Consider the following 25,965-nt stretch of genomic DNA (forward strand, 5'->3'; position numbering starts at 1 on the left):
AACTCCAGTGAAGGTCCCCGACGATGACGAACCCCCGCGGCGCGGTGACCATCACCGACGTGGCGAACGCGGCCGGGGTCTCGGCGAGCACGGTGTCGTACGTGATCACCGGCAAGCGGACGATCTCCCCGGCGACGCGGCGGCGGGTCGAGGAGACCATCCGCACCCTCGGCTACCGGCGCCGCGGCGGCTCGCCGGCCCCGCTCGCGGCCCGGGCCGGCGTGCTCGCGGTCGCGGTAGCGCTGGACTCGCACCCGGGCGCGGCGATGGAGTTCTTCGCCGCGGCCGCCGGCGCCGCCCGCGACCTCGGCTTCGACCTGCTCCTGGTCACCGACGACACGGGCACGGCGGGCCTGCACCGGGTGACGTCGGCCGGGCTGGCCGACGCGGTGATCGTGCTGGACGCCGGCGACGACGACCCGCGCATCCCGGTCCTGCTCGCCTCCGGGCGCCCGGCGATCCTGGTCGGCCGCCACCGCGGCCCGGCCGCCGTCCCCCTGGACTTCGCCCCGGCCGGCCAAGCCTGCGCCACCCACCTCGCCGGCCTCGGCCACCGCTCGATCGCCCACCTCACCCCATCGGCCGGGAACCGCCTCCGCTACCTGGCGGGCTTCCGCGAATCCGTCGCCCACCGGGGTCTGGAAGCGCTTTCCCGGCCGTGCGGTCCTGAGGACGTCCCGCGCTGCCTGGACGAGCTGCTGCCCGGGCCGACGGCCTTGGTCGTGCACGACGAAGCCGTGCTGCCCGTGCTACTGGCCGACCTTGGCCGTCGTGGGTTGCGGGTGCCGGCGGACGTGTCGGTCGTGGCGGTGTGCTCGGCCACGGTGGCGACCCGGCAGCGGAGCCACCCGACCGCGGTGGTCATCCCGGCACCCGAGCTGGGCGTGCGGGCGGTGGAGCTGGCGGTCCACCGGCTGGACGGGGCGGGCGAGCTGGAGCAGGAGCCGGTGACGCCCGCGCTGGTCATCGGCGAGACCACGGGCCCACCCGCCGGTTGAGCGGCCGCGCCGGCGATGCGCCCCAATGTGGCGTTCGGTGCTCCATCCATGCCCCCGCCACCACCCTCAACGGAGGCGCTTCGCGCCGCGGTGCCCATCCAACGCACCCAATGTGGCGTTCGGTGCGTTGGACGCACCCAATGCCACATTGGGGCGCTTGACCCGCGCCTCACTCCGGCGCTGCGAGCCCTCCCGGCTCCAGGCCGAGTGCCGCCACCAGGTCGGCCACCCGGTGGTGGGACTCCAGTGGGTGGCGCAGCCTGCCCTCCGGGTGGATCTCGTAGTGGTTGCGCCTGCCGATGCGGTGGCGTTCGAGGTAGCCCTCCTCGATCAGGTCGCCGAGGATGAGCTGCACCCCGCGTTCCGTGATCCCCACCCGGGTGGCGATGTCGTGCAGGGTCCGGTCGGGATCCGCGGCCACGCACAGCAGGACGTGCGCGTGGTTGCTCAGGAACGTCCACGAAGCCATACCGTCCACAGTAGACGTCCGAACTTGACAGACGAAGTGCGGTTCGTCATTCTGGAGTAACGGAGGGGAGTACCCGCCCGGTCCGGCATCGTCAATCCGGCTGCCCCGGCGCAGTCCGGTGCCGGCGTCACACCGCGTGTGACCGGGGAGACCTCTGGTTCGTCACCGAACCGGAGGAGTGTGCACGTGATCGTTCCCTTCTGGGCCTGGCTCGCCGTGCTCGGGGTCATCCTGGCGATGCTCGCCGTCGATCTGGCCGCCCATCGCCGGGCGCACGTCGTCGGGGTCCGTGAAGCCCTGGCCTGGTCCGGCGTGTGGGTGACGCTGGGGGTGGCCTTCGGCGCCGTCGTCTGGTGGGTCTGGGGCGCGGAGTTCGCGGGCCAGTACTTCGCCGGCTACGTCATCGAAAAGTCGCTGGCGGTCGACAACGTCTTCGTCTTCGCCATCATCTTCGGGTACTTCGCCGTTCCCCGCGAGCACCAGCACCGCGTGCTGTTCTACGGCGTGCTCGGCGCGCTGGTGTTCCGCGCGGTGTTCATCGCGGCGGGCTCGGCGCTGATCGCGAGCTTCGCCTGGATCCTCTACGTCTTCGGGGCTTTCCTGGTCGTCACCGGCGTGCGGATGGCGGTGCACCGCGAGGAGGAAGTCGACTACGAGCGCAACATCGTGCTGCGCGCGTTCCGCCGGGTCGTCCCCTCGACCGATCGCCACCACGGCGCCCGGTTCCTCGTCCGCGAAGGCGGCCGCTGGGTGGCGACGCCGCTGCTCGCCGTCCTGGTGCTGATCGAGGTCGTCGACGTCGTCTTCGCGGTCGACTCGATCCCGGCGATCTTCGCGGTGACGCGGGAGCCGTTCCTCGTGTTCACGTCGAACGCCTTCGCCGTCCTCGGCCTGCGGGCGATGTACTTCCTGCTGGCCGACGTCATGCACCGGTTCGTCTACCTCAAGTTCGGGCTGGCGCTGGTGCTGGTCTGGGTCGGGGTGAAGATGCTGCTGCTGGAGGTCTGGAAGATCCCGACGGCGCTGTCGCTGGGCGTGGTGGCCGCGATCCTCGCGACAGCGGTCGGCGCCAGTCTCCTGAAAACAAGGGCGAACGCCGGCTCGCCGTAATTCGCTTGCCCCGCACCCGGCCCGCCGCTGGACTGTCCCGATGGAGATCCGCTCGACCACCGGCGAGGACCTCGACGCCTTCGTCGCCACCTTCCACACCGCGCTGGGGCGCTTCCCGGACACCCCGGGCCCGGACGGCGGGGTCTGGTGGTCGGCGCTCGAAATGGACCGCAACCTGCTGGCCGTCGCGCCGGACGGGCGGCCCGTCGGCACCGCGGGCGCGTACTCCTTCGAGCTCACCCTGCCCGGCGAGATCGTCGCCCCGGTGACCGGGGTGACCGCCGTCGGGGTGCTGCCCTCGCACCGGCGGCGGGGCGTGCTCACCGCGATGATGCGGCGTCAGCTCGCCGACCTGCGCGCCCGCGGGGAGTTCCTCTCCGTGCTGCTGGCCTCCGAAGCCGCGATCTACCGCCGGTTCGGCTACGGGCCAGCGACCTACACGCAGCAGCTGACCGTGCCGCGCCACCAGGCCGAGCCGGCCCTCCCCCGGGCCCGTACCGCCGCGGCGGCGCCCGGCTCGATCGAGGTGCGGCCGCGTGCCGAATGCGTCGAGACCATGGCCGAGGTCTACGACGCCTACCGCCGCGCGCAGCCCGGTGCGCTGTCGCGGCCGCCGCGCTGGTGGAGCTCGGGCGCGGGGAAGCCCCCGATCTCGCCGGTGCCGCGGTACGTCGCCGTCCACCGCGACGCCGACGGGGTCGCCGACGGCTACGCCAGCTACTCGGTCGGCGGGCCCCGCACCTTGACTGTCGACGAAACCATCACCACCGACGACGCCGTCTTCACCGCGCTGGCCCGCTTCGCGCTCGGGCACGACCTGGTGTCCGACGTCGTGTTCAAGCACGTGCCGCCCGGGCACCCGCTGCGCTGGCAGTTCGCGGACTTCCGCGCCGGCCAGGTCGGCGACGACACGGACTGGCTCTGGGTCCGCCTGCTCGACGTCCCCCGCGCGCTGACCGCCCGCGGCTGGGCGGCCGACGGCGAACTGGTCCTCGACGTCACCGACCCGTTCCTCGCCGAGCGGAACCGCTACCTGCTGACCGTCCGGGACGGCAAGGCCGAATGCGGCCTGACGGACCGCGAACCCGACCTGTCCCTGGACGTGAGCGACCTGGGTTCGATCTACCTCGGCGGCACGGTCCCGGGCACGCTGGTGCGCGCCGGCCACGTCGAGGCCCACCACCCGGCGGCGGCCGCCGTCGCGGACGCGCTCTTCCGGCCCGAGCGCGCGCCGCACTGCCTGCACTGGTTCTAGGCGTTCACGTCGCCGTGGCGGGTGAGCACGTCCTCGACCGGACGGCGCGCCGTCAACCGGGCCGGGTAGCCGTAGCCGATGCGCAGCAGGGTGTGCGGCTGGCCCAGCCCCGCGAACAGGGCGGCGAGCGCCTCCCGCGTCCGCGGGGTCTCGAACGGCTGCGACAGGAACGACGTCGCCAGGCCCTCCGCGGTCGCGGTGAGCAGCACGCGCTGCATCGCCATCCCGGCCCGGACTTCCGCGTACGGCCCGTGGTCGCGGGTCAGCAGCACGCCGAGCAGCGGCTCCCGCTCGTACTCGCGCTCGGGCAGGTCCCGGTTTTCGTGCGAGGCGCGCAGCGACACGACGCCGTGGCCGCGCGGCGGCGGCCCGGACGCGGTTTTCGGGACTCCGTCGGGGCTCGAGGCGTCGCGCTGGGTCCAGAAGGCCGTCTCCCGCCGGAACTCCGGGTCTTCCGCCTGGAGTGCTTCGGCCTGGCGGACCAGCGACGCCACCGGGGTGTACCGGCCGGAGGCGTCGAGGAATTCGAGCTGCCCGCCCTCGTCCAGGGCCGCGGCTTTGAGCGCCACGCGCGCCGCGGGCGGCACCGCCTTGTCCAGCAGCGGACGGCGGTTGGTGTGCCGGCGGAAGACGGCCTCGGCGAGCCGGCGTTCGGCGGCGGTCGACTTCTGGTTGCCGTCGAGCCGGACCGTCACGGCCAAGGCGGGCTCGGCCGGGTCCGGCAGCATCCGCACGAGCGTGGCGAACCCGTTGGCCCGCAGGCAGATCTGCAGGTTGAACGCGGCGGCCCCGCAGGCGAGCCGCGCCTCCCGCCCGGCCGGGTCCGCGACCGCGAGGACCCGCTCGCGGTCGAGCCACACCTCGACGGTGTCCGGCCGGACGGCGAACCGCCACGGCTGGGTGTTGTGCGGCGAAGGCGCGCGCACGGCGGAGGCGAGGGCCTGGTCGAACACGCTCGGCAGGGGTCGGCTCATGGTCGGGCTCCGCGGGCTGGGTGACGGACTTGGGGACGACGGACGGCCTCAGCATCGCCGCCGGCCGGGCGGCGCGCGACGGCCGCGCGTCACGACCGGAGAGGACCAAAGACCCCGGTGGCCGAAGCGAACAGCTCGCCGAGCGGAAGCCGGGGCGAGGGCGCCGCCGGGACGGCCGGGTGGCCGAAGCGGAAGATCGCCTGCGGGACACCGGGCAGCGCCAGCTCCGAGACGAGCCGGGCGCGGAAACCGGTCAGGTGCAACGGCTGGGTGAGCACCGAACCGGCCAGTGCCTTGGCGGTCGCGGTCAGCCAGGCGCGCTGCAGGGCGGCGCCGGCGGCGAGGTGCTCGGCGCGCGCGTCGCCGTCCGTGCAGACGATCAGCAGGGCCTCCGCGGCCAGCCGCGCGGCGAGCACCGCATCGTCCGGGACCGGGGTGCCGCGGCGGACGAGTCCCGCCGCCGGCAGGGCTTCGGAGCTGAGCGCGTCCTCGGGGACGCCGTCGCCGGTCACCGCGCCGCCGTGGCTGTGCGCGGTCCACAGCGCCAGTTCGCGCTGGTAGCCGCGGTCTTCGCGGAGCACGCGCGTCGCGAAGCCGAGCAGCTGCGCCAGCTTGTCCAGGTGCCTGGGTACGACGAGCCGCACCCCCGCCGTCTCCCCCGCGGCGACCAGCGCGGTGCGGGCACCGGCGGGTACGCGGCCGGGGCCGAACGGGTGCCGGTAGGTGCGGCGGCGGGTGATGGCCCGGTACAGCGCGAGTTCGCGGGCCGCGATGGGGCGCGGCCGGCCGATCGTCACCGTGGCCGCGACGTCCGCGCCGGTCGCGAGCTCGGTGCGGCAGTCGCGGCCGAGGGCGCGGACGGCGAGCTCCAGGTTCGTGAGGGCGGCGCCGCAGGAGAGCGTCCGGTCGCGGCCGGCCGGGTCGTGCCGGCGCAGCCCGACGTCCCGGCGCTCGATCAGGTCCACTTCCCCGCCGCGGACGAGCAGCTGCCACGGCTGGCTGTTGTGCACCGAGGGCGCACGGCTGACGGCCCGCGCGAGCAGGCCGATCTGCTCCGACGTCAGACGCGCTCCGGAAGTTGTCACGAGACCAGCAAACGCCGGCCGGAGGCGCCGCGACGCGGCCGGATTACCCTGGTACGCGGGGACTTTCGTCACCAGCGTGGCGCTCAGCCCTTCGGCTTCCGCAGCTCGGTGGCCAGCACCGCGGCCTGGGTCCGGCGTTCCAGCCCCAGCTTCGTCAGCAATCGCGAGACGTAGTTCTTGACCGTCTTCTCCGCCAGGAACATCCGCTCCGAGATCTGCCGGTTGGTCAGGCCCTCGCCGATCAGCTCCAGCAGCTTGCGCTCCTGCTCCGAAAGCTCGGCCAGCGGTCCCTTCTTCGCCTGGCTGTCCCGCAGCCGCGCCATCAGCGCGGCGGCCGCGTGCGCGTCGAGCAGGGATTGGCCCGCGCCGACCGTCCGCACCGCGGAAACCAGGTCCATGCCCTTGATGTCCTTGATGACGAACCCGCTCGCGCCGGCCAGCACCGCGTCGAGCATGGCCTGCTCGTCGGTGTAGGAGGTGAGCATCAGGCACTTGAGGCCGGGCAGTTTCGACCGCAGCTCCCGCGCGAGCTCGATGCCGTTGCCGTCCGGGAGCCGGACGTCCAGCACCGCGACGTCGGGGTTCAGCGCGGGCACGCGGGCCAGTGCCTGCGACACGCTACCGGCCTGCCCGACGACGAGCAGCTCCTCGTCCTCGTCGAGCAGATCGGCGACCCCGCGGCGGACGACCTCGTGGTCGTCGACCAGGAACACGCGCAGCATTCGGACCTCCCGGCGGCGGTGCGGCGGAGGATCAGCCTACGGCCCCGCGTCCCCGCGCGGAGGTGACCAAAGTCCCCGGCCGGGGGCCACAGGTCCCGGGACGTCAGCGCACCGTGTCGAGGGGCGTGTCGAGGGGCGTGTCGCGCAGCTGGCGGCGTGAGCTGATGCCGAGCTTGCCGAACACCTTGCGCAGGTGCCATTCCACCGTGCGGGGGCTGAGGAAGAGCCGCGTGCCGATCTCCGGGTTGGACCACCCTTCGCGGGCCAGGCGCGCGATCTGGGACTCCTGCGCGGTCAGCCCCTCCGTGGTCCCGGCCGTCCGCTTGCGCGCGGTTTCGCCGGTCGCCAGCAGCTCGCGGCGGGCGCGCTCGGCGAACGCCTCGAGGCCCATCGACGACGTCATGGTGTGCGCGGTGCGCAGGTGCTCCCGAGCGTCGGCACGGCGGCCCTCGCGGCGGAGCCATTCGCCGAACAGCAGGTGGCCGCGGGCCAGCTCGACCCGCAGCGGCGTGTCGGCGAGCAGGGCGATCGAGGCGCGGTAGCACTCTTCCGGGGTGTCGCCGGCCAGTGCGCGCGCCCGGGCTTCGAGCGCCCGCGGCCACGCCGCCGGGGTGGCGCGGGCTCGCTCGGCCAGCCGGTCCAGTGCCTCGGCGACGAGGGCGTCGTCTCCCGTGCGCGACGCCGCTTCGGCCAGCTCGGCGGTGGCCAGTGCCTGGTGGCCGACGACGTCGGCGGCGAAGACCCGGCGGGCCGCGTCGCGGGCGGTGTCGTGGCGGCCGAGACCGTTGGCGAGCACGGCGTGCGCGTAGTCGGCGAAGCGCACGACCCGGCCCTGGCCCCGCTCGGCCGCCTCCGCCGCCGCGGTGGTGATGGCCGTGGTCTCGCGGCCGCGCAGGGCGGCGAGCAGGATCGCGGAGTACCCGACGGGCCGGCCGCCGGTGATCCCGGCGAGCAGGCGGTCCTCTTCGACCAGCGCCTCGGCCGCGGTCAGGTCGCCGGCCAGCAGGTCGTGGTTGGCGAGGAAGTTGACGGCGAACTGCACCTGGACCAGCGCGCCGCTCTCGCGGGCCAGCCGGACCTGGCGTTCGGCGAACGCGCGGCCGGCGGCGTAGTCGAGCACCTCCGTCGCGAGGGTGCCGCCGGCCCGGTTGCCCAGCAGCCACAGCGCCTCTTCGCGCCCGGTGTCCAGCGCGCGGACCGCGTCGATCGCCTTGGTCAGCAACGGCGCCGCGGCCGGGTAGCCGTCCGTGAGCCGGGTCGCGAAGGCGTCCAGCACGAGGTCGGCGACGGCCGGCTCGGGCGCGGCCGGGGCCGTGCGCGCTCGCTTCGCGGCTTCGACGACGCCGGAGCCCGCCCACACCGCGGCGCCCAGCGCCTCCAGGTACGTCTCGCGGGCCGCGGCGCCGTCGAGCCGGCCGGCCGCGTGCAGCAGCAGCGCCGCCGCGTCGCCGCCACGCCGCTGGTCGAACGCGATCTGCCCGCGCAGCCGCTCGCCTTCGGCGTCCCGTGCGGGATCCGGCGGTCCCGCCCCGGCCGCGCCCAGCAGGCCCAGCGCCGCTTCGAGCGCACCCGCGGCGTGTTTCGCCCGGGCCGCCGCGAGTTCGCGCCGGGCCCGCCGGGCCGGGTCCGGGGTGAGCGTGGCCGCCTGTTCGAGCAGCGCCGCGGCGGCGGCCGGGCCACCGCGGGCGCGGGCCCGCCCGGCCGAGCGTTCGAGGTCGGCGGCGACATCTTCGTCGGGGGCGACGGTCGCCCGCGCGCGGTGCCAGGCCCGCCGGTCCGGGTCGAGCGCGGGATCGGTGACCGCGGCCAGCGCGCGGTGCGCTTCCTGCCGGTCGTGCGGGGACGCCGAGCGGTAGACCGCCGACCGCACCAGCGGGTGGCGGAAGCGGACCCGCGGGCCGAACTCGATCAGCCCGGTCGCCTCGGCCGCGGCCGCCGGGTCGGCACCGAGACCGAGCTCGCCGGCCGCGCGCCACAGCAGGGTGGCGTCGCCGAGCGGCTCCGCGGCGGCGGTCAGCAGCAGCCGCCGGGTGTCCGGCGGCAGCGGCTCCACCTGCTGCAGGAAGCACCGTTCGAGGCGGCCCGCCAGCGCGTCGCCGTCCGGCCGCAGGAGCCCGTCGGCCTGTTCGGCGGCGGTCCAGAACCGGGGCAGCTCGACCAGGGCGAGCGGGTTGCCGTGCGTCTCGGCGATGATCCGGTCGCGGACCCGGCTGTCCAGCGGGCCGGTGAGCACCGAGTCCAGCAGCGTGCCGGCCGCCGCTTCGCCGAGACCGCCGACGACGAGCTCCGGCAGCCCGGTCAGGTCCGGCTCGTCCGCCGGTTCGCGCACGGCGACGACGAGGGCGATCGGCTCGGCCAGCAGCCGCCGCGCGACGAACGCGAGCGTTTGCGCGGACACCCGGTCGAGCCACTGGGCGTCGTCGACCAGGCAGACCAGGGGCTGGTCTTCGGCGACCGCGGCGAGCAGCGTGAGCACCGCCAGCCCGACCAGGAAGCGGTCCGGGGGCTCCCCGCCGCTCAGGCCGAACGCGGTGCCGGCCGCGGCCCGCTGCGGTCCCGGCAGGTCCGGCAGCCGGTCGAGGAAGGGGGCGCAGAGCTGCTGCAGGCCCGCGTACGGCAGCTCGCGCTCGGCCTCGGCCCCGGCCGCCCGCGCGACCCGGCAGCCCGGCACGCGCCCGGCGACGTGCTCCAGGAGCGCGGTCTTGCCGATCCCGGCTTCGCCGCGCAGCACCAGCACCCGGCTCCGCCCGGCCCGCGCGGCGGTGAGCGCGTCTTCGAGTGCGGCGACTTCGCCTTCGCGGCCGACCAGCTCCGACATGACCTGCGCCCTCCGGGTGTTCGTCCCGGAACCCTAGCGCGGCAACCAGGGCACGACCTCCCCGTAACGGACGAGTTCGCCGTAGTGGGCGGGGTCGGTGGGCCGGAACACGAGGTCCAGGAGCTCGTCCGCGGCTTGGGCGGGACTGGGCGCGTCCCGCACGTCCCACCACAGGGCGGACGTGGGGGTGTTCATCATGCCGGGGCAGACGGCGGCGAGCAGGATCCCGCGCGCGAGGTCGTCCGCCCGCCGGTGCGCGGCCAGCGTGCGCACGGCCGCGACCTGGCCGATCTTGGACGGGATGTTGACGAAGCCCGGCCAGTCACCGGCGCGGGCGCTGCCGTCGGCGACCGCGTCGCGCCAGGCGGCCACGCGCTCGTCTACTTCGTCCAAAGAGGACAGTCCGGTGAAGTGCCGGTGCAGCGCGGGCGCCAGGTGGTTCAGCGTGCCCAGCGAGCTGGCCACGACGAGGAAGCGGCCGCCGTCGCGAAGCAGCGGCGCGAAGGCGCGCAGCAGCCGGGTGGTGCCGAAGTTGTTGACCTCGGCGTACTCCCGGACGAACGCGCGCGGGTCGTCGTCGGGGCCGACGCGCATGACGGCGTTGCCGACCACGACGTCGACGCCGCCGTGCCGTTCCCGCAGCCGCCGCGCGAGACGCGCGGCGGCTTCCGGAGCGGCGACGTCGAGGACTTCGCCGCGGATTTCGGCGCCGCCGGCGGGCATGGCTTCGACGGCCTGGGCGACGCGTCCGGCGTCGCGGCCGGTGAGGTAGACGGTGTCCGCCGGGGACAGCCGCCGGGCGAGCCCTTCGACGAGGGCGAGGCCGAGGCCCTGGGTCGCCCCGGTGACGAGGGCGGTTTTCGTGGTCATGACGCCAAGTTAGGAGCGTTTCGGGCATGCGGAAAGCGAAAGATGCGCAGACCTGGTATGCGTGGACGTCATGGCTTTCTCCGACGCTTCCCTGACCGCGCTGCGGGTGTTCCGCGAAGTCGCCGAGCGGGGGACGCTGACGGCCGCGGCCACCGCGCTCGGCTACACGCAGTCCGCGGTCTCGCGGCAGATCGCGTCGCTGGAGCGCGCGGCCGGGGCGCCGTTGCTGGAACGCCGCCACGACGGCGTGCGGCTCACCGCGGCCGGACAGATCGTGCTCCGCCGCGCCACCGGCGTCGTCGACCAGCTCGACGCCACCGCGCGCGAACTCGCCGGACTGCCCGCCGAACGGGGCACGGTCCGGCTCGGCTGGTTCCCGACCGCCGGCGCCGAGCTGGTCCCGCGCGCGCTGACGGCCCTGCGGCGCAGCGACCCGGCGATCACCGTGCTCAGCCGCGAAGGCGGCACCCCGGCGCTGGTCCGCGCCCTGCGCGCGGGCACGCTCGACGTCGCCCTGCTGGCCTCGGCGCCGCCGTTCCGCCCGCCCGACACCGAAACCCCGGCGCTGACGGTGCACACCCTGGCCGAGCGCAGCCTGCGCGTCGCGGTGCCCACCGACGACCCGCTCGCGCGACGGAGTTACATCGACGTGGCGGACCTGCGCGGCCGCCGCTGGATCGCGGGCCCGGGCGACGACCGGACGCTGGGCGTGTGGCCGGGCCTGGACGAGCGGCCGGAGATCGCGCACACCGCCCGCGACTGGCTGGCCAAGCTCCACCTGGTGGCCGCCGGCTGCGGCATCACAACGGTACCGGGCTCGATCGGCCCGGTGGCCCCACCCGGCGTGCGCGTACTCCCGGTGCGGGGCGGGCCGGGAGAACGGCGGCGCTTGCTGCTGGCGCACTTGCCGCGACGACTGCCGGAACCGGCGGCCCGGGTAGCGGCTGCGTTGCGCGCGGCCGCCGTGGCGACGGAACCCTGACGGCGGCCGGGAATGCGCCCCAATGTGGCGTTCGGTGCGTCTGACGCACCGAACGCCACATTGGGTGCGCTGGACGCACCGAACGCCACATTGGGGTTGTTTCATCGTGGTTGTGGCTGGTCGGGGCGGTGAGAGCGAGCCAATCAGGTTGTGCCGGGAGGAAGTGACGCCGGGACCGGCGTGGTGGCCCCGGACATAGGTGAAGCCCTCGGCAAGATCGAGATGTGAGTCAACAACCCGCCGAGGGCTTCGACCCCATTTCTTACCAGGTCACCCTCCCGCTCTCATCCTCGACCCTGCAGATGGTCGCCGGGCTGATCCGTTCCCACCGGTGCCGGTTGCGGTCCCGCTGGCGCAAAGCCACCCCCGCCGAGCAGGCCCTGGTCGTGCTGGCGGTGCTGCGCCACGACCCGCGCCTGGCTCATCTCGGGGCCGGTATGGGCGTGTCGGCATCCACGGTCCGGCGGTGGGTGCTGGAGGTCATCGCCTTGCTCGCCGCCCGCGCGGCACGCCTGAACCGTGTCCTGCGCCGCCTGGCCGCCCAGGGCGCGGCGGTGGTGTTGGTGGACGGCACCTTGATCCGGACCCGTCGCCGCACCGGAAAAGCCAACCGGGCCCATTACAGCGGCAAACACAAACAGCACGGCCTGGTCGTACTGGCCCTGACCGACGAGGACGGCCGGTTGTTGTGGATATCGGCGGCGGTGCCGGGCAAGACCGCCGATATCACCGCTGCTCGCCGGCTGCGGATCCGGGAACACCTGCATGCCCACGACCTGACCCCGGTTGGGGACAAGGGCTTTCAGGGCTGGCACAAAGACGTCCGCGCCACCAAGCACTGTGGTGTCTGCGAGGGGGCGTGTGGGCAGGTGGTGCTGACTCCGTATAAGGCTGAAGCGAAGCGGCCGTTGAGCAAGGCGCAGAAGCAGGCGAATGCGGTGTTCGCGGCAATGCGGTGCGCGGTGGAGGGCGGCTTCGCCGCCCTCAAAGCCTGGCGGGTCCTGGACAAACTCCGCCTGGCACCCCGTCATGCCACGACGTTGCTGCGGGCTCTGCTCGTGCTGACCCAGCACGAGCAGAGCGTCCGCGACGGTGCCCTGCCTGATCCCGCGTGAGCGTTACCAGACCCGGTCAACCCATCGTGACCAGCACAAACCACGATGAAACAACCCCATTGGGGCGCTCTCCGGGAGTGCCAATCGACTTGCGCCGCGCGGCACCGAGCAGGGCTGGGCCGCCGCGGCGGCCAGGCCAGGGCCGGAGCCGGGGTCGGGGCTGGGCCGCCGCAGCAGCCGGGCCGGGCCGGGCCGGGCCGGGCCGAGGCCAGTCCGCGGCCGGGGTCAGGGTCTGGGCTGGGCCGCCGCAGCAGCCGGACCGGGCCGGGCTCGGGCCGGCCGCAGCCGGGCCGGGCTCAGGGCCGGGGTCAGGGCTGGGCCGCCACCGCAGTTGGGCCGCCGCCAAGGCCAAGGCCAAGGCCGGGGCCGGGGCGGGGCCGGGGCGGGGCCGGGCCGGGCCGAGGCTGGGGCCGAGTCGGGACCGGAACCGGGCCGCCGCCGGGACCCGGCTGGGGCCGGGGCGCCGCCCCGGCTGGGCTGGGCTGGGCCTCGAACGGGTCACGACCGGCAGCATCCCGGCCCGCCGCCGCGATACCTGCGCCACGGCACCGAGGTCCGATCAGGCTCAGCAACCCGGGCAGGCTTCCTTCTTCGGCACTGCCATCGGTACCACCCGCATGGCCGCCCCGGCCATCGCCGCATTGCCCACTCGGTCCTGGCCCGCCGCCAGCGTCGACGCCAAATGGGATGGGACCGTCTTCGCGTTGCCGTCCATCGCTGTCTTCGCGGCCTGTGCGTTGCCGATCACCGCCGGGACCAGGACCAGCTTCTGGTGCCCGCGGTCCGCGGCCGCGGCCGTGCGGAGTTCCTGGGCGGTGACCGGTGGGGTGGGTTTCGTCTGCGGGGGCATCAGTTCAGGCATGCGCACTCCCGTTGTCCGTCAGGAGTTCAGCGTACCGGCCCAGCTCCGCCGGGCGGAACAGCCGCGCCTCGCGCTGGAACTGCCGGGATACGCCGCGGACCACGTGGCGCATCCCGATGGCCGCACTCCGCGCGTCGGCGGCCGCCAGTGCTGCCGTGCGGGCCGCCGATGTGATGCCCGCGCCCGTCATGTCCAAGCGGCACAACACGTCCACGTCGACGTCCGGGGCCAGCGGGGCCTCCGGGGGGAACGCCAGGAGCCACAGGCGGCGGCGCTCCGCCGCGCTCGGGCGGGGGAAGTGGACCACGAAGTGGAACCTGCGGGTGAACGCCGGGTCGATGTTCTCCTTGAGGTTGCTCGTCAGGATGATCAGGCCGTCGCTCGATTCCAGGCGCTGCAACAGGTAGCCGACCTCCAGGTTGGCGTACCGGTCGGTGCCCTGCTTGACCTCGCCGCGTTTGCCGAACAGGGCGTCCGCCTCGTCGAACAGCAGGACCGCGTGGCTGTCCTCCGCCTGGCGGAACACCGCCTCCATGTTCTTCTCGGTCTCCCCCACCCACTTCGACACCACCTGCGCCAGGTCCACCTTCAGCAGCTCCAGGCCCAGGATCCCGGTGACGACCTCCGCCGACATCGTCTTGCCCGTGCCCGGCTCGCCGGTGAACAGCGCCTTGACGCCGCCGGTCGTCGTCTTGCGGGCGAAGCCCCACGCCTCCGCGATGCGGGGCCACGCGCGGAACGCCGACGCGATTTCGGTGATCTGGGCCATCTGCGCGTCCGGCAGGACCAGGTCCGCCGTCCCCCGGCGCGGGATGATCGACTGCACCGCGCCGCTCGTGCGGCCGCGGGTCACCGTGGCGATCGCGGGCTCGACGTGGTCGGTGATCGGGTGGCCGGCCCCCGACAGCCGGGCGCCGGTGTCGGCGACCGCGGCCACCGCGCGGAGTTCGCCGCCGCTCATGCGGTAGCGGGCGGCCAGGTCCGCCAGCACGTCCTCGCCCAGCACCGGGAACGCCGACGACCACATCGCGCGCCGTTCCGGGTAGCCCGGGGCCGGGATCGTCACTTCCGCGTAGGTGCGCGCGGCCAGCAGCCGGGGCGGGCGCCACGGGGTCGCGCCGGTCAGGCACAGCGGCACGCCCGAGCTCACCCACGGCTCGTCGGACGGCGCCTCGAGGCCGTCGGTCGGCAGCCACAGGATCGCGTCCAGGGCCGCCGCGGTCCGCAGGTCGTGCGCGACGTCCGCGGTCACGCGGCGCAGGGGACGGCCGGCCACGGCCGCCAGTGCCTGGGCGGCGTCGAGCTGGCTGTCGGCGGGACAGCCCCACAGGCCGACCACGTCGACGTCGCCGGCGGCCAGCGCGCGCCCGAGCGTGGCGAGCCGCTCGGCCGCCAGGTACGGGGACGCCACCGGCCGCTCCGGCCGGGCGACCTCACCGGGGTCGTGGCCGAGGACCCCGAGGTCGCCGCCCCAGCCCATCAGGTACTCGAACACGCCGCCGCCGAGGGTCAGCTCCTGGGCGAGCTCGGTCGGCGCTTCGCCGTACGCACGCACCAGGCCGTAGCGGCGCAGCCGGCCCGCGGACCCCAGCGCGCGGCGCAGGGCCAGCCGGTCCGCCGGCGTTTCCGCGACCACCGCGAGCAGCAGCTCCACGCACGGGGCCCGCCGGTTGAGGTTGTCCACGACGTACGCGTAGACGCGCTCGTAGCCGGGGTCCAGCTCCGGCGCGGCCACCAGCAGCAGCGCGTCCTGCTCGTCCCGGGACAGGCCGTAGCGCGTCGCGAGGGCGTCCAGCGGGAGCGTCACACCGCGCGCCGCGGCCAGCCGCCGGAGGTGCAGCTCGGACTCCGGCGCCGGCCGGGCCGGGGACACCGGCTCGGTCATCCCGGCCGCGAACGCGTCCACGCGGTCGAGCAGCGCGTCCACCTGCTCGTCGGTCACGCAGAACGGCGTCAGGTCCGGGCGCGTCAGCAACGCCGCGGCCTCGGCCTGCCGCGCGACGGCGCCGCGCAGCGCGTGGTGCAGCTCCGCCAGGCGCACCCGCAGGTGCTCGGCCGCCGGCCCGCTCACGTCAGCCACCGGAGAAGGTCAGGGTCCGGCCGCCGAGCCAGACCACGTCGGGTACGTCGGTGAGGGCGCCGCCGCGCCACAGGTCCGTGTGGCGGCGGCCCAGCGGGACAGTCACGCGCACGGCGTCGCGGGTGAACCGGACCGTGGCTTCCAGGTCGGCGAACGTCGTCAGGGCCCGGACCGGGGAGTCGCCCTCCCACAGCTGCCAGGCGATCATGCCCAGCGCCAGCGCGGCGGCCAGCGAGACGCTGTGCTCCAGAGCGCGGCTGCCCGCCACCGGCACGGCGCGGTGCTCGACGAACAGAACCCGGACCAGCTCGTCCAGGCGCCCGGACGGCAACCGGGCGGCCAGCCGGGGTTCCACGCCGCCGGTCGTCCACAGTGGAGTGCGCCAGCGCAGCCGGGTCAGCGGGTCGTCGCGCACCGGGCGCGCGTCGGTGATGAACCGGATCCCCGCCGCCGCCAGGTCCCGCAGGCTCGACGGCGGGAGCGGGCCGTCCCGGACCAGCACGGGCGGCCGGCCGCACGCCGTCCAGTGCGGCACCAGCTCGTCCACTGTGGACGACCACGCGATCGGGAACAGGCCTTGCGCGTCGACCAGCAGCAGACCCTCGTCCACGCCCGCGATCAGCAGCGGCTCGGCGGGTTCGTGGCCGCGGCACAGCGAGAGCGCCAGCACGGCGTCCAGCACCGGCAGCGCGGAGGCGGCTTCCCTGGCGAACGCGGCCAGGTCCGGGACCGACGCCAGGCCGGCGAACGTCGCCGCGGCGACGTCGTCCGCGGGGGTCCGCCGCCAGCCGCGCTGCGGCGCGCCGAGCACCTTGTAGGCCAGTGCCGCGGCGAACAGCGGGGCCGCGCCGGCCAGCGCCGGGCCGATCGCGTCCAGGTAGCCGGTCCTGGACAGCGGGCCGGCCAGCAGGAACGGGAGCACGGAGCCGACCCTCGTCTCCCCGGACGGCCTCGGCGAGGTGGTGACGCCGCCGGGCGCAGTTTCCCCGGCCGGCGTGCCCGCCTCGGGCGGCGGGTCCAGCAGGACGGCGAGCTCTTCGCGGGTCGCGGGCGGCCGCGGGAGGGACAGCCGCCGGGCCAGTTCCGCCGCCAGGTCACCCACCGGGCCGGGGAGTCCGGCCACGACGGGCGCGCCCGGACTCCCGCCGGTTTCGCTCGCGGCGGAGCCGGGAAGTCCGCCACCGGGCTCGGAAAGCAGCGCCGACAGGTACCTCCGCACGGTTTCCTCGGGTACGAGGGCGAGCAACGCGACGAGTTCGTCCCGCGCGGCGAGTTCCTCGAACAGCTCGGCCATCGTCGCTCCAGCCGCGGCCGCACCGAACGACGGCGGCTCGTCCACCGTGTCCACAAGGGATAGTTCAGGCGGCGATCCCGCGGGAACCGGGAAAGGCGACGGGATCGGGAGCGCGATCGGTTCGGAGACCGTCCCGCCACCGGGCGCCGCGGCTTCGAGGACGAGCCCGGACGGCACCAGCCCGGTCCCGGCGGTCCCGGCCGCGGAAAGCCGGACGGACAGCCGCACCGGCTCGGTGATCTCGACGTCCGGGCCGTCGCCGTCGAGGAGGTCGCCGAACCGCTCGGCCAGCAGCTCCGGCAGTGCGTCGAGGACCCGCTGGACGAGGCCGCGGGGATCGGGCCCCCAGCTCCACCCACCGCGCCGGACCACCCGCACCACGCAGTGGCGCACGGTGACCTCGCCGCCGGTGGGCGCGTTCACTTGGTGACCTCCTCCAGCCGGCCCGCCCAGCCCGCGACCAGCAGCAGCACGGCGTGCGCGCCCGCGCCCACCGTGAGCGGCAGCGACACGTGGTCGGCGTCCTTCTTGACCTTCCCGGTCACCGGCAGCGTGTCCGGGCCCTCGGAGACCAGCGCGAACACGGCGGTGTCCTCGGTCGCCGGGCCCGGCAGCTTGACCAGCAGCCCGGTCGGGTCGAAGACCGGCGCGTCGGGCAGGTCCGCCAGTTTCGCCAGCGCCGGCTTCACCGGCTGGCCGCTCACCAGCGTGACGCCGTAGGCCAGCGGTTCGACGAACACCGCCGGCTGGTCGTCGGCCTCGTGCACGGCCAGTTCCCGGCCCGCCAGTGCAAGGGTCACCACTTCGCCCGACTGCAGCGAAAGCCGCACCGGCAGCGCGTCGCCGACCAGCGCGGCCGCGGCCGGCACCGGCGTGCCGATCGCCTTGACCGCACCGACCACGGTGCCGGTGCTCGATTCGTAGACCGCGAAAACGCTCACCGTCAGCCACCCCCGCTCGTCGCCGCGACCGTCGCCAGTACCAGGAAGTCGACCGAGCCCGGTGTCTCGGTGACCGCGGGCCCCACGCCCGGGTCGTAGGTCCGCAGCCGGCACCGGACCCGGCGGTCACCGTCCACAGTGGCCTCCGACGGCACGGTGAGCCCGGACCCGGACGGCGGGATCCGCGGGGTCACGAAGACGTGCAGCGACACGCGGCCGTCGGCGAGCTCCGCCGGCGTGACCCCGGACGGCAGCGGCAGCACCATGCCGTCCGTCGCGCTGCCGGACGTCGCCAGCACGCTGCCCGCCGAGATCTGGCCGGAGAAGCTGCCCGCGATGGTCAGGTTCCCGTTGGACTCCACCGTCAGCAGTGGATCGACGTCGCCCGTTCCCTTGTACAGCCCGTAGACCAGGGTCGGCGCGGCCGTGCCGGACAGCACCAGCGCGGGCTTGCCCTCCTGGAACTCCGGCAGGGTGCGCAGCGCCAGCGAGCCCGACCGGGCCGACACGGTGTCCGCGCGCACCCCGACGTACCGCGGCCCGACCCCGCGCGCCGCCGGGAACACCGCCGTGAAGTGCCCCGCGGTCCACTGGACGAACCCGAGCAGCACCAGCCACTGCGCGGGCGGGGCCGCCGGGGCGTCGGCCACCGCGGGCGGCTGCTGGTCGGCCACCAGCCGCTCGTCGCCGAGCCGCCGGAAGAGGATCTGGTAGGACTCCTCCACCCGGGTCGGCCCGGCGGTGCCGGCGCACGACGACGGACCGGTCGCCTGCTGGGCGCGGTCGGCGGCGGTGAGGAACACCGGGTACGGCTCGGTCGTCGGCCCGTCGGCACCGTTGACGGCCTCGAAGTCCGCCTCCGACAGCACGACCGTCGACGGCACGACGATCTCCCGGCCGGTCCCGTCGACCGCGAGCCCGGCGTGCACGCTCACTTCGACGAACCGGTCGCCCGACACCGGATCGGTCCGGTTTTCGGTCGTCATGCCGAGCCCGTCGGCGATGCCCCAGTCGTGCGAGAGGCGCGCGTGCCGGACGGCCGCCGAGCGGGCGTAGGCGACGGTCGCCGCGAGGTCCGCGGCGGCGAGCACCTGCCCCTCGTGGAACTCCGGGCGCAGTGGACCGGTCACGACGACTCACCCGACCGCGGCTTGCGGGCGGTACCGCCGCTGCGGGCCGAGGACGACCGGCCCCGCCGCGGCGGCGGCTTCGGTTTCACCGTCTGCGCCTCGTCGTCCGCCCCGGCGTCGGCGTCGGCGTCGGCCTCGGTTTCGGGGGCGCTCTCCAGGTCCGCGAGCCGGTCGGACAGCCGTTCCGGCAGCTCGTCCCGCACCTGCGAGACCTGCTCGCGCGCGGTGTCCAGCTGGCCCCGCAACGCCTCCACGGTCGCGACCAGGTCGCTCACCTGCCCCCGCAGCGCGTTCATCTCCTGCAGGCTGTCGGTCACCTCGGCCGGCACGGTGTACACCTGCTCGCGCACCGGCTTCGGCACGGTCTCCCCCGGCGCCGGGGTCACCAGGAGGTCCCACATCCGCTCCAGCGGGCCGCGCGGCCGCCACTTCTCGAGCAGCCGCGGCACGTACGGCCGCGGGATCGCCCCGGATTCCGGCACACCGGGCGGCCGGTACACCGGCGTGGGCTGGCAGCACACCTGCTCGGCGAAGTGGCGCAGCTGGTAAAGCTTCGGCAGCCACTCGCCGTAGGCCGAGCCGCCGGGCAGCACCTGTTCCCGGGTCGCCGAGCAGACGCGCACGACGTCGCAGCCGTCCAGCTCCAGGTGCGCGAGCAGCACGTCGTTGTCGGCGCAGGCGGTGCACGGCGGGTTCAGCGTCGAGCAGGCCGCGTCGGTGACGAACCGGCGCACGTACGTCGTCAGCTTCCCGGCCGCGTCCGTGAGCAGGCCCAGGTCGGCGACGGTCAGCCGCTGCATCTGGTCCGGCTCGGGGATCGGCAGCGGCTGCGGGATGGCGACCTTGCGGACGTCGTCGTGCAGCGCGCAGTCCGCGATGCCGTCCACCCGGTCCAGCCGGCCGAGCAGCCATTCCCGGATCCGCACGAGGTCGGCCCGGAACTCCGCCTCCAGCACGTTGTCCAGCGGCGTGCCCTGGGCCAGCAGGCGGAGCTCGATGGGGGCGTCGGGATCGGGCGTGGCCACCCGGTTCTTCGCCTCCGCCAGGACGGCGAGCGCGATCTGCCGGTGCGCGAGCTCGGGCCAGACCTCTTCGGGCTTGGTCTTGGCCAGCCGGTCGCAGGCCGCGCCGAGCTCCTGCCGGGCGGTGTCGATCGCGCCGAGGTCTTCGTACTTGGCCCGCAGCTCCTGCTGCGCCGCCTCGCCGTAGGTGTCGTACCGGGCGATGGCACTGGCGAGCGCCCGCACGTACTCGGTCTGCTGCCGGGCCTCCGGCGGTTGCGGGTCGCCGCCGGCGCCCGCCTTCAGCTGGGCGAGGCTGTCCCGGTAGCGGACGATGTCGGCGTCCTCGAACCGGATCGTCCGGGTCGAGGAGCCGCCGGCGACCGCCATCGGGTCCAGGTAGTGCCCGAGCCGCTGGCTCAGCAGGCGGACCTGCTCGTAGGCGTTCTTGCCCCCGATCCGCGCGAGCAGCTTGGTGGCCGGGTTGTACCGGTGGTCGTCGGTCGTGTCGCACTTGACGACGAACCGGAAGCCCTCCTCGACGCGGGACGGCACGCACCCCGGAGCCGGGCACGGCTCCTCGGTGGCGAACGGCGCGACCGGGCCGGTCATGCTCTCCTCGTACCGCACGAAGAGCCCGAAGTGGCGCTGGTCGTCGTCGCACGGGTCACCGCAGTGCACCCCCGGCGACGACACCCGCAGCTCGCGCACGAGCGCCTGCACGTCGACCTTCTCGCTGCAGGACAGCACGATGTCGTTGCCGCAGCAGTCGAGGGCGTGCCCGGGGTGTACGAGCACCGTGCCGCCCGCGCACGAGTCGCAGGACACCTCGAGCCCGCACACGACGCCCGGGCCGGACAGCGTCCGGTTGTGCAGCCGGTCCTTCCCGGCCACGTAGTCGGTCAGCAGCGTGAGGTCGTCCTCGGTGAGCAGCTGCCCCGCGAAGAACCGCGGCCGGACGAACGCGGCGGGGAAGGCCGGCGCCCCGCCGCACCCGCACCCGCAATCGGTCTTGCTCATGAACGCTCCTCGGTGATGAAGAACCAGCTCTCGAAGACGTCGCCGCCCGCGCCGGTGCCGGACGTCCACGGCCCGATACCGGTCGGCGGCACGAGGCAGCCGGTCGGGTCGGGCTCGGGCTTCGGGTCGTGGCCGTGGTCGGTCTCGGTTTCGACGTCGGCGTCCGCCTTCGCGTGGCCGATGAACGGGACGCGGCCGCCGACGTTGGTGCCGTCGACGGGACGGCAGCAGTGGTCGAGGATGAACGCGGCGCGGACGGTGATCAGCACGCGGTCGCCGTCCTGCAGGGTCTCGCGGGTCGTCTGGCGGTAGCGGAAGTGGTCGGTGAATTCGCCGTCCTTGTCGGTGGGCTCTTCGAACTTGCCGCCCATGTACCAGGTGTCGGCGTTGCGGCCGGCGCCGCCTTCGATCACCTGGATCTCCACCACGCCGCGGCGCAGGCTGTCGACGCGGACGCCGTCGGAGAACTCGACGACCAGGCCGCCCGAGTTCTTCTGCGTGCCGAGCAGCTCCTTGGCCTCGTTGACCGTGTAGGTGTGGCCGTGCTTCCAGTTGACGCCGGTGATCACGGTCGGCACGCGGCGGCCGAAGAACCGGCGGACGTCGAGGTGGATCTGCTCTTCGCGGACCGGCTTCGCGAAGTCGACGTCGTCGATCCTGGCCAGCCACAGGACTTTGTGCTCGCACCGGGTGCAGCAGGTCTCGCAGCGCTCGTCCTTCGGCGGCGTCCTGGTGGTGACGCGGACGCAGTAGCTTTCCTCGGTGTAGCCGAAGTCGCAGTCCGAAGTGTCCGCGCAGGCGGAGTTGAACACCGTGCGGGTCGGCTCGACCGGGCGCTCGGTGTACTCGACGCCGACCCACACCGTCGTCCCGGTGCGCTCGTCCTCGGGCAGCGCGTCCCACAGGTCGATCGCGCAGCTGCCGGGCACGAGCACTTCGTTGCCGTCGCAGTCGACGCCGAGCCCGCTGGTGATGTGCACCTTGGCGTGGTGCTCGTGCTTCTCCTTATCGTCCGACGGCGGCGCGGGTTCCACGAACAGCCCGCACACCACGCCGTAGCCGAGCAGGCAGCGCATCCGCAGCTTCAGCTTCTCGCGGAAGTACTCCTGCTCCCGCTGGAAGTCGCGGGCGGTGAGCAGCTGGCCGTGGAAGTACCGCAACCGGCGGAAGGGCTGTTCCTCTGTCGTTGCCTCGGTCATCTCTTCCCTGTCCTCTCAAGACACTCGCGTGTGGACCCCGACCGCGGACACCACGCCGACGCTCACCCCGTGGCGGGCGCCCCGTGGCCCGGGCCTCAGTACTCCGTCGTGGTTCAAGCGCACGCCGCCCACCACCGGCGGCGGCAGCGGGACGAACGCCGTGTCGACCCCGACCGCCGACCGCGTGCCGACCACGAACCCCGTCCCGCCGGCGCGCACCGATCCCCTCGTGTGCGCGGGCGCCTGCCGGACCACCAGGCGCCGCACCGCTTCCTCGTCGGCCGCGCCGGCCGGCAGCAGGACCCGGAACCGGTGGGCGTGCTCGGTGAGGGGGTCGGTGTCCGGGTCGCCGAACGCCCGCAGCGGCGTCGCGCCCAGCGTCGAGGTGTCCAGCCGCAGCCGTGACGACGAGCGGCCGAACAACCGCACCGAGCCCAGGCCGCGAGCCGTCGGCGGCGCCGCGGTCGCGCGCACCTGCGCCCAGTGGCGGTCGCCGGCCAGTTCGTCGATGACCGGGGTGGTGGCGAAGACGATCTCGATCGCGTCCTTCAGCGCGCCCGGCGTCCCGCGCCGCCGGTACAGCCCGGGCGCGGCGGTGATCAGCCGCCGGCGTGTTTCCGCGTCCCAGCCCGCTTCGAACGACAGGCCGAGCAGCCCGGCCAGCCACGGCAGCGCCCCGTCCGGCACGCCGTCCGGGTCGAGCAGCGCCGGGTAGCGCTCGACGACCCGGTCGATCTCGGCCGTGGTCGCGTCGAACAGGGACAGGAACCGCTCGGTGAAGTCGTCCGCCGCCGGGTCCTGCCGGAACGCCGCGGGCAGCAGGTCCGCGCTGGTGGACCGCGGGAAGTCGAGCCGGATCCGGTGCAGGACCGGCGTCGCCGACGAGTCGCCCGACAACCGCGCGCGGACCGTGAGGTAGCGCCCGGGCGGCTGGTCGACGAGGAAGTCGGTGACCCCCGCGGGCGCGGTCTGCCAGTCGCTGTCGGCGAACTTCTCGTCTTCGGAGACCACGATCGACACCGACACCGCGGTGCCCGCCGGCACGTCCGCGTCGACCCGGACCCGGTGCCAGCGGCAGCGCGAGATCCCGCTGTCGATCCGGGAGGTGGTGAACTCGCCCCGGGTGACGAACGGCCCGGCCTCCGGCGCCTGCTCTTCCCACGGCTGCCCGTCCCAGTCGTAGCAGGAGGTCACCTCGCCGTCGGGACCCGGCTCGCGCAGGCAGAAGCCGTCGTCGTCCGCTCGGACGAGACCGCTGGGCGGCAGCGCGGCCGCCAGCTCGTCCACTGTGGACTCGTGGCCGTCGCGGTAGATCCGGAACTCCCCGGCTTCCTCGGTGAGCAGCCAGATCGTGCGGCCGGGGCCGGTGCGGACGCCGATGATCTCGCCCCGGACGTGCGTGCGCACGACCTCGCAGAGCCGCCCGTCGGCGCCGTAGCGCCACAGCCGGTCGCTGCCCGCGCGGGACACGAGCACCTGCTCGTCCTGCGCGAGCGCGACGACCTTCGCGCGCCGGAGCCCGATCACCGCGACCAGGTGGTCGCCTTCGTTGCGCCACACGAAGACCCGGCCGGCGTCGACCACGGCGATCCGGTGCCCGCGCGCGGCCACGGCCGTCGGCGCGCGCAGCAGCCGGGGGTCGCAGTAAGGCGCCCAGACGGGCAGCCAGCCACCCGCGCAGGTGTCCCGGCGCAGCAGCCGCGCCCCGGACAGGAGGTACCACGCGCACGGCTGGCAGCCGGGCGCCAGCCGGGGATCGGGGAACCACGGCAGCAGTTGCGCCCGGGTCGGGCCGTCCGGGGACGCACCTTCGTAGGCGAGCCGGACGCCGGCCTCGTCCTCGAACCCGACGAGGTTCGCGACGACGTCCTGGTCCCACCCGACGACGTCGTCGAGCAGCCGGAAGGTGACGGTGGTCGGTGTGCACGTCATGCGGACTCCTCCACCGGGATCAGCAGCGGGCGCTCCGGCCACACCAGGTCGTCCGGCGGGATCGCGTGGTCGGTGCACGGCGGCAGCCGCAGCCCGTCGGCGGTCAGCGCAAGCCCGGACACCGCGAGCACGCCGTCCACCGCGAGGAGCCGGCGCACGAGCGCGGTGTGGCGCACCGCGCCGCCGAACGGCCAGCCGCCGCCGTTCTCCCCGCCCCGCAGGGGATCCAGGTAGGTGGTCACCGCGTCCGCCGCCCGGGCCAGGACGGCGGCCCGGTCCTGGCCGGTGTCGAGCACGACCCGGGCCTCGACGCCGATCCGCCGGTACGCGACCGGGCCGGTGACCACCGTGACGCCGGCGGGCGCCACCTCCCGGGAGAGGTAGCCGGCCACCGCGCGCAGGGTCTCGGCGGTCGGTACCGGCGGTTCGGTGCCGCCCGCTTCGAACGGCGGCACCACGAGGACTCCGACGACACCGGGGATGGGCGTGCCGGCGAAGTCCGGGTGCAGGCCGGGCACCCCGTTCGCGCGGGCGATCGACGCTCCCGGCGCGCGCAGCGCCAGCAGGCCGTAGTCGGCCGGGGCGACGGCCCGACCGCGGGAGCGCAGCTCCCCGACCCCGCGGCGCATGACGTCTTCGTCCGGCTCGGCGTCCGCGCCGCCGGTGGCGGGGAACGGGTTGCCGACGCCGGTCACGAACGGCCGCGCGGTGACGACGCCGTTGACCGCACCGGCCCCCACCGCGCCCGCCGCGCCGCCGCCGACGCGGTAGCGCACCGCCCGGACGTTGCGGAAGCCCGGCGGCACGGCCGCGCCGTTCACGCCGTCGCCGAAGGTGACGACACCGGTGTCGTAGTCGACGACGAACACGTGGTCGTCCGGGCCGTAGGCGGCGAGGCTCGGCACTTCCTGCCACGGCGAAGCGCCCTCTTCGGTGGTGCCGAACAGATCCATCCCGGGGTCGTCGTCGACCTCGATGACGACCGTGCCGGCCAGGATCGGGACCTGGCTCAGCCGCAGCCGCCGCCGTTCGGACGGGTTCGCGGGGTCCTGGATCGGCTCCAGCGGCTCGTCGAAGATCGTGCGGGCGGCGGTCGCGGCCACGGTGTTCAGCCGCAGTCCCGACACCAGCGGTGGCGCGACCGTGAACATGCCCTGCGCGACCTGCAGCCGCAGCCAGCGCAGCGGGGGGCTGGGGCGCGCGGTCGGCGGGGTGCCGGGGGCCCAGGTGCGGGGCAGCCGCAGCTCCACCGTGCCGCTCGCGCGCAGTCCCCGCGTCTCGTCCCGGACGACTTCGGCGGGCCGGAACCGGCCGCCGTCCAGCACGTCCCAGCGCAGCAGCGGCTGGGGCGCCAGTGGCAGCGGGGTGAGCCCGCCGGCGGCCGCGGGCACCGGCGGCGCGGCCGCGACCACGAACCCGAGCGACAGCGACGGGAACGGGCTCGCGGTGCCGTCGAGGCCGAGCCACAGCGCGTTGCCCGGCCGGGGCTCGGTGCCGAACGGCGCGAACGGGCGCCCGGGCCCGTTCGGGCCGAGCGGCACCGGTTCGAGCGCCCCGCCCCGCTGCACCGCGAGCACGCTCAGGGTGGCGGGGGTGGCGTAGAGGTCCTGGTCGGTTTCGTAGACGACGTCGCCGCCGGTACCGGTCGCGGCGGCCTGGAACCCGGCGGGGACGAGCACCGAAGCGCCGTCCGGCGGGGTCACGGTGAACTCGAGCAGCGCGGCCGCCGCGGTGGCGGGACGGCGGCGCACGCCCGCGGTGTTCAGGTGCTCGGCGAGGATCTTCTCCGGCAGCCGGTTGACCCGCAGCAGCACGGGTTCGGCCTGGGTGCCGAAGAGCCGCACGAGCGCGACCCCGGCGTCCTGCCGGTCGAAGCTGGTCCAATCCGGGGTGTAGCCGGGGATGCGATCGCGCACGGCGGCCCGCACCGCTTCCCGCGTCGCGTCGACGAGCTCCGGCTGCACCCCGGACGGCCCGGGGCCGGGGACCATGCGCGCTTCTTCGTCCGAGTCGCGCGCCCACCAGACGTCGGTCATCGCACCCCACCCCCCGGTTCGCCCGAGCGCCCCAATGTGGCGTTGGGTGCGTCCAGCGCACCCAATGTGGCG

General features: G+C 74.8%; 20 protein-coding genes. 5 read left to right on the forward strand and 15 right to left on the reverse strand.

Translation table 11 applies throughout. The features are described 5' to 3' along the window. Positions 1 to 23 precede the first annotated feature (23 nt). Positions 24 to 998, forward strand: coding sequence for a LacI family DNA-binding transcriptional regulator (locus SD460_RS31145; RefSeq protein WP_318307121.1), 975 nt, complete (start codon positions 24 to 26; stop codon positions 996 to 998). Between the two features lie 169 nt (positions 999 to 1,167). On the opposite strand, the gene SD460_RS31150 is transcribed toward SD460_RS31145, so the two are convergent. Then, a complete protein-coding gene (locus SD460_RS31150; RefSeq protein WP_290062367.1) occupies positions 1,168 to 1,467 on the reverse strand; it encodes a helix-turn-helix transcriptional regulator in 300 nt (99 codons plus the stop codon). A gap of 186 nt (positions 1,468 to 1,653) precedes the next feature. Between SD460_RS31150 and SD460_RS31155 the strand changes: the two genes are divergently transcribed. Next, on the forward strand, positions 1,654 to 2,577 hold the full coding sequence (locus SD460_RS31155; RefSeq protein WP_290062368.1) for a TerC family protein: 924 nt from the start codon (positions 1,654 to 1,656) through the stop codon (positions 2,575 to 2,577). A gap of 40 nt (positions 2,578 to 2,617) precedes the next feature. After that, positions 2,618 to 3,832: a GNAT family N-acetyltransferase gene (locus SD460_RS31160; RefSeq protein WP_290062369.1), complete on the forward strand. Its 1,215-nt coding sequence runs from the start codon at positions 2,618 to 2,620 to the stop codon at positions 3,830 to 3,832. Here SD460_RS31160 and SD460_RS31165 read toward each other — a convergent pair. The 5 genes from SD460_RS31165 to SD460_RS31185 form a co-directional block, all read right to left on the reverse strand. Further along, positions 3,829 to 4,806, reverse strand: a complete 978-nt coding sequence (locus SD460_RS31165) for an Acg family FMN-binding oxidoreductase (protein ID WP_290062370.1) — start codon at positions 4,804 to 4,806, stop codon at positions 3,829 to 3,831. The genes SD460_RS31160 and SD460_RS31165 overlap by 4 nt on opposite strands. Before the next feature lie 89 nt (positions 4,807 to 4,895). Further along, positions 4,896 to 5,891 carry an Acg family FMN-binding oxidoreductase gene (locus tag SD460_RS31170; RefSeq protein ID WP_290062371.1) on the reverse strand — a complete coding sequence of 332 codons (996 nt, stop codon included), beginning with the start codon at positions 5,889 to 5,891 and terminating at the stop codon, positions 4,896 to 4,898. 83 nt (positions 5,892 to 5,974) lie between these two features. Beyond that, positions 5,975 to 6,613 carry a response regulator transcription factor gene (locus SD460_RS31175; RefSeq protein WP_290062372.1) on the reverse strand — a complete coding sequence of 213 codons (639 nt, stop codon included), beginning with the start codon at positions 6,611 to 6,613 and terminating at the stop codon, positions 5,975 to 5,977. Positions 6,614 to 6,716: 103 nt separating this feature from the next. Further along, positions 6,717 to 9,431, reverse strand: coding sequence for a helix-turn-helix transcriptional regulator (locus tag SD460_RS31180; RefSeq protein WP_318307122.1), 2,715 nt, complete (start codon positions 9,429 to 9,431; stop codon positions 6,717 to 6,719). A 33-nt stretch (positions 9,432 to 9,464) separates the two neighbouring features. After that, a complete protein-coding gene (locus tag SD460_RS31185; RefSeq protein WP_290063007.1) occupies positions 9,465 to 10,301 on the reverse strand; it encodes an SDR family NAD(P)-dependent oxidoreductase in 837 nt (278 codons plus the stop codon). Between the two features lie 70 nt (positions 10,302 to 10,371). Here SD460_RS31185 and SD460_RS31190 point away from each other — a divergent pair, with 70 nt between their 5' ends. Both SD460_RS31190 and SD460_RS31195 read left to right on the forward strand, forming a co-directional pair. Continuing rightward, entirely contained in the window at positions 10,372 to 11,283 is a 912-nt protein-coding gene (locus SD460_RS31190; RefSeq protein ID WP_290063006.1) for a LysR family transcriptional regulator, read from the forward strand. 224 nt (positions 11,284 to 11,507) lie between these two features. Further along, complete coding sequence (locus SD460_RS31195) at positions 11,508 to 12,398, forward strand: transposase family protein (protein ID WP_318307123.1); 891 nt, start codon at positions 11,508 to 11,510, stop codon at positions 12,396 to 12,398. Positions 12,399 to 12,963: 565 nt separating this feature from the next. On the opposite strand, the gene SD460_RS31200 is transcribed toward SD460_RS31195, so the two are convergent. The 9 genes from SD460_RS31200 to SD460_RS31240 are packed head-to-tail and all read right to left on the reverse strand — an operon-like array spanning position 12,964 to position 25,893. Continuing rightward, entirely contained in the window at positions 12,964 to 13,260 is a 297-nt protein-coding gene (locus SD460_RS31200; RefSeq protein WP_290061271.1) for a hypothetical protein, read from the reverse strand. Beyond that, positions 13,253 to 15,340, reverse strand: a complete 2,088-nt coding sequence (locus SD460_RS31205) for an ATP-binding protein (RefSeq protein ID WP_318307124.1) — start codon at positions 15,338 to 15,340, stop codon at positions 13,253 to 13,255. Before SD460_RS31205 ends, SD460_RS31200 begins: the two co-directional genes overlap by 8 nt. Further along, positions 15,333 to 17,057 (reverse strand): hypothetical protein, encoded by a 1,725-nt coding sequence (locus SD460_RS31210; protein WP_318307125.1) that lies wholly within the window; start codon positions 17,055 to 17,057, stop codon positions 15,333 to 15,335. Before SD460_RS31210 ends, SD460_RS31205 begins: the two co-directional genes overlap by 8 nt. Beyond that, positions 17,054 to 17,575: a hypothetical protein gene (locus SD460_RS31215; protein ID WP_290061266.1), complete on the reverse strand. Its 522-nt coding sequence runs from the start codon at positions 17,573 to 17,575 to the stop codon at positions 17,054 to 17,056. The genes SD460_RS31210 and SD460_RS31215 overlap by 4 nt, the downstream gene beginning before the upstream one ends. 2 nt (positions 17,576 to 17,577) lie before the next feature. Continuing rightward, a complete protein-coding gene (locus tag SD460_RS31220; protein ID WP_318307126.1) occupies positions 17,578 to 18,705 on the reverse strand; it encodes a hypothetical protein in 1,128 nt (375 codons plus the stop codon). Beyond that, on the reverse strand, positions 18,702 to 20,726 hold the full coding sequence (locus tag SD460_RS31225) for a hypothetical protein (RefSeq protein WP_290061262.1): 2,025 nt from the start codon (positions 20,724 to 20,726) through the stop codon (positions 18,702 to 18,704). The genes SD460_RS31220 and SD460_RS31225 overlap by 4 nt, the downstream gene beginning before the upstream one ends. After that, on the reverse strand, positions 20,723 to 21,925 hold the full coding sequence (locus tag SD460_RS31230) for a hypothetical protein (protein WP_290061261.1): 1,203 nt from the start codon (positions 21,923 to 21,925) through the stop codon (positions 20,723 to 20,725). Before SD460_RS31230 ends, SD460_RS31225 begins: the two co-directional genes overlap by 4 nt. A gap of 15 nt (positions 21,926 to 21,940) precedes the next feature. Next, positions 21,941 to 23,857, reverse strand: a complete 1,917-nt coding sequence (locus SD460_RS31235; RefSeq protein WP_290061259.1) for a phage tail protein — start codon at positions 23,855 to 23,857, stop codon at positions 21,941 to 21,943. Further along, a complete protein-coding gene (locus tag SD460_RS31240; protein WP_318307127.1) occupies positions 23,854 to 25,893 on the reverse strand; it encodes a putative baseplate assembly protein in 2,040 nt (679 codons plus the stop codon). The genes SD460_RS31235 and SD460_RS31240 overlap by 4 nt, the downstream gene beginning before the upstream one ends. Between the last annotated feature and the right edge of the window lie 72 nt (positions 25,894 to 25,965).

Origin of the sequence: Amycolatopsis solani, from assembly GCF_033441515.1 — a bacterium.
GTDB classification, from domain to species: Bacteria; Actinomycetota; Actinomycetes; order Mycobacteriales; family Pseudonocardiaceae; genus Amycolatopsis; species Amycolatopsis solani.

Coding starts and splice junctions, on each gene's coding strand:
- SD460_RS31150 (WP_290062367.1), bottom strand. CDS start 1,467: ATGGCTTCGTGGACGTTCCTGAGCAACCACGCGCACGTCCTGCTGTGC.
- SD460_RS31185 (WP_290063007.1), bottom strand. CDS start 10,301: ATGACCACGAAAACCGCCCTCGTCACCGGGGCGACCCAGGGCCTCGGC.
- SD460_RS31160 (WP_290062369.1), top strand. CDS start 2,618: ATGGAGATCCGCTCGACCACCGGCGAGGACCTCGACGCCTTCGTCGCC.
- SD460_RS31145 (WP_318307121.1), top strand. CDS start 24: ATGACGAACCCCCGCGGCGCGGTGACCATCACCGACGTGGCGAACGCG.
- SD460_RS31225 (WP_290061262.1), bottom strand. CDS start 20,726: ATGAGCAAGACCGATTGCGGGTGCGGGTGCGGCGGGGCGCCGGCCTTC.
- SD460_RS31180 (WP_318307122.1), bottom strand. CDS start 9,431: ATGTCGGAGCTGGTCGGCCGCGAAGGCGAAGTCGCCGCACTCGAAGAC.
- SD460_RS31200 (WP_290061271.1), bottom strand. CDS start 13,260: ATGCCTGAACTGATGCCCCCGCAGACGAAACCCACCCCACCGGTCACC.
- SD460_RS31165 (WP_290062370.1), bottom strand. CDS start 4,806: ATGAGCCGACCCCTGCCGAGCGTGTTCGACCAGGCCCTCGCCTCCGCC.
- SD460_RS31240 (WP_318307127.1), bottom strand. CDS start 25,893: ATGACCGACGTCTGGTGGGCGCGCGACTCGGACGAAGAAGCGCGCATG.
- SD460_RS31230 (WP_290061261.1), bottom strand. CDS start 21,925: ATGACCGAGGCAACGACAGAGGAACAGCCCTTCCGCCGGTTGCGGTAC.
- SD460_RS31190 (WP_290063006.1), top strand. CDS start 10,372: ATGGCTTTCTCCGACGCTTCCCTGACCGCGCTGCGGGTGTTCCGCGAA.
- SD460_RS31175 (WP_290062372.1), bottom strand. CDS start 6,613: ATGCTGCGCGTGTTCCTGGTCGACGACCACGAGGTCGTCCGCCGCGGG.
- SD460_RS31235 (WP_290061259.1), bottom strand. CDS start 23,857: ATGACGTGCACACCGACCACCGTCACCTTCCGGCTGCTCGACGACGTC.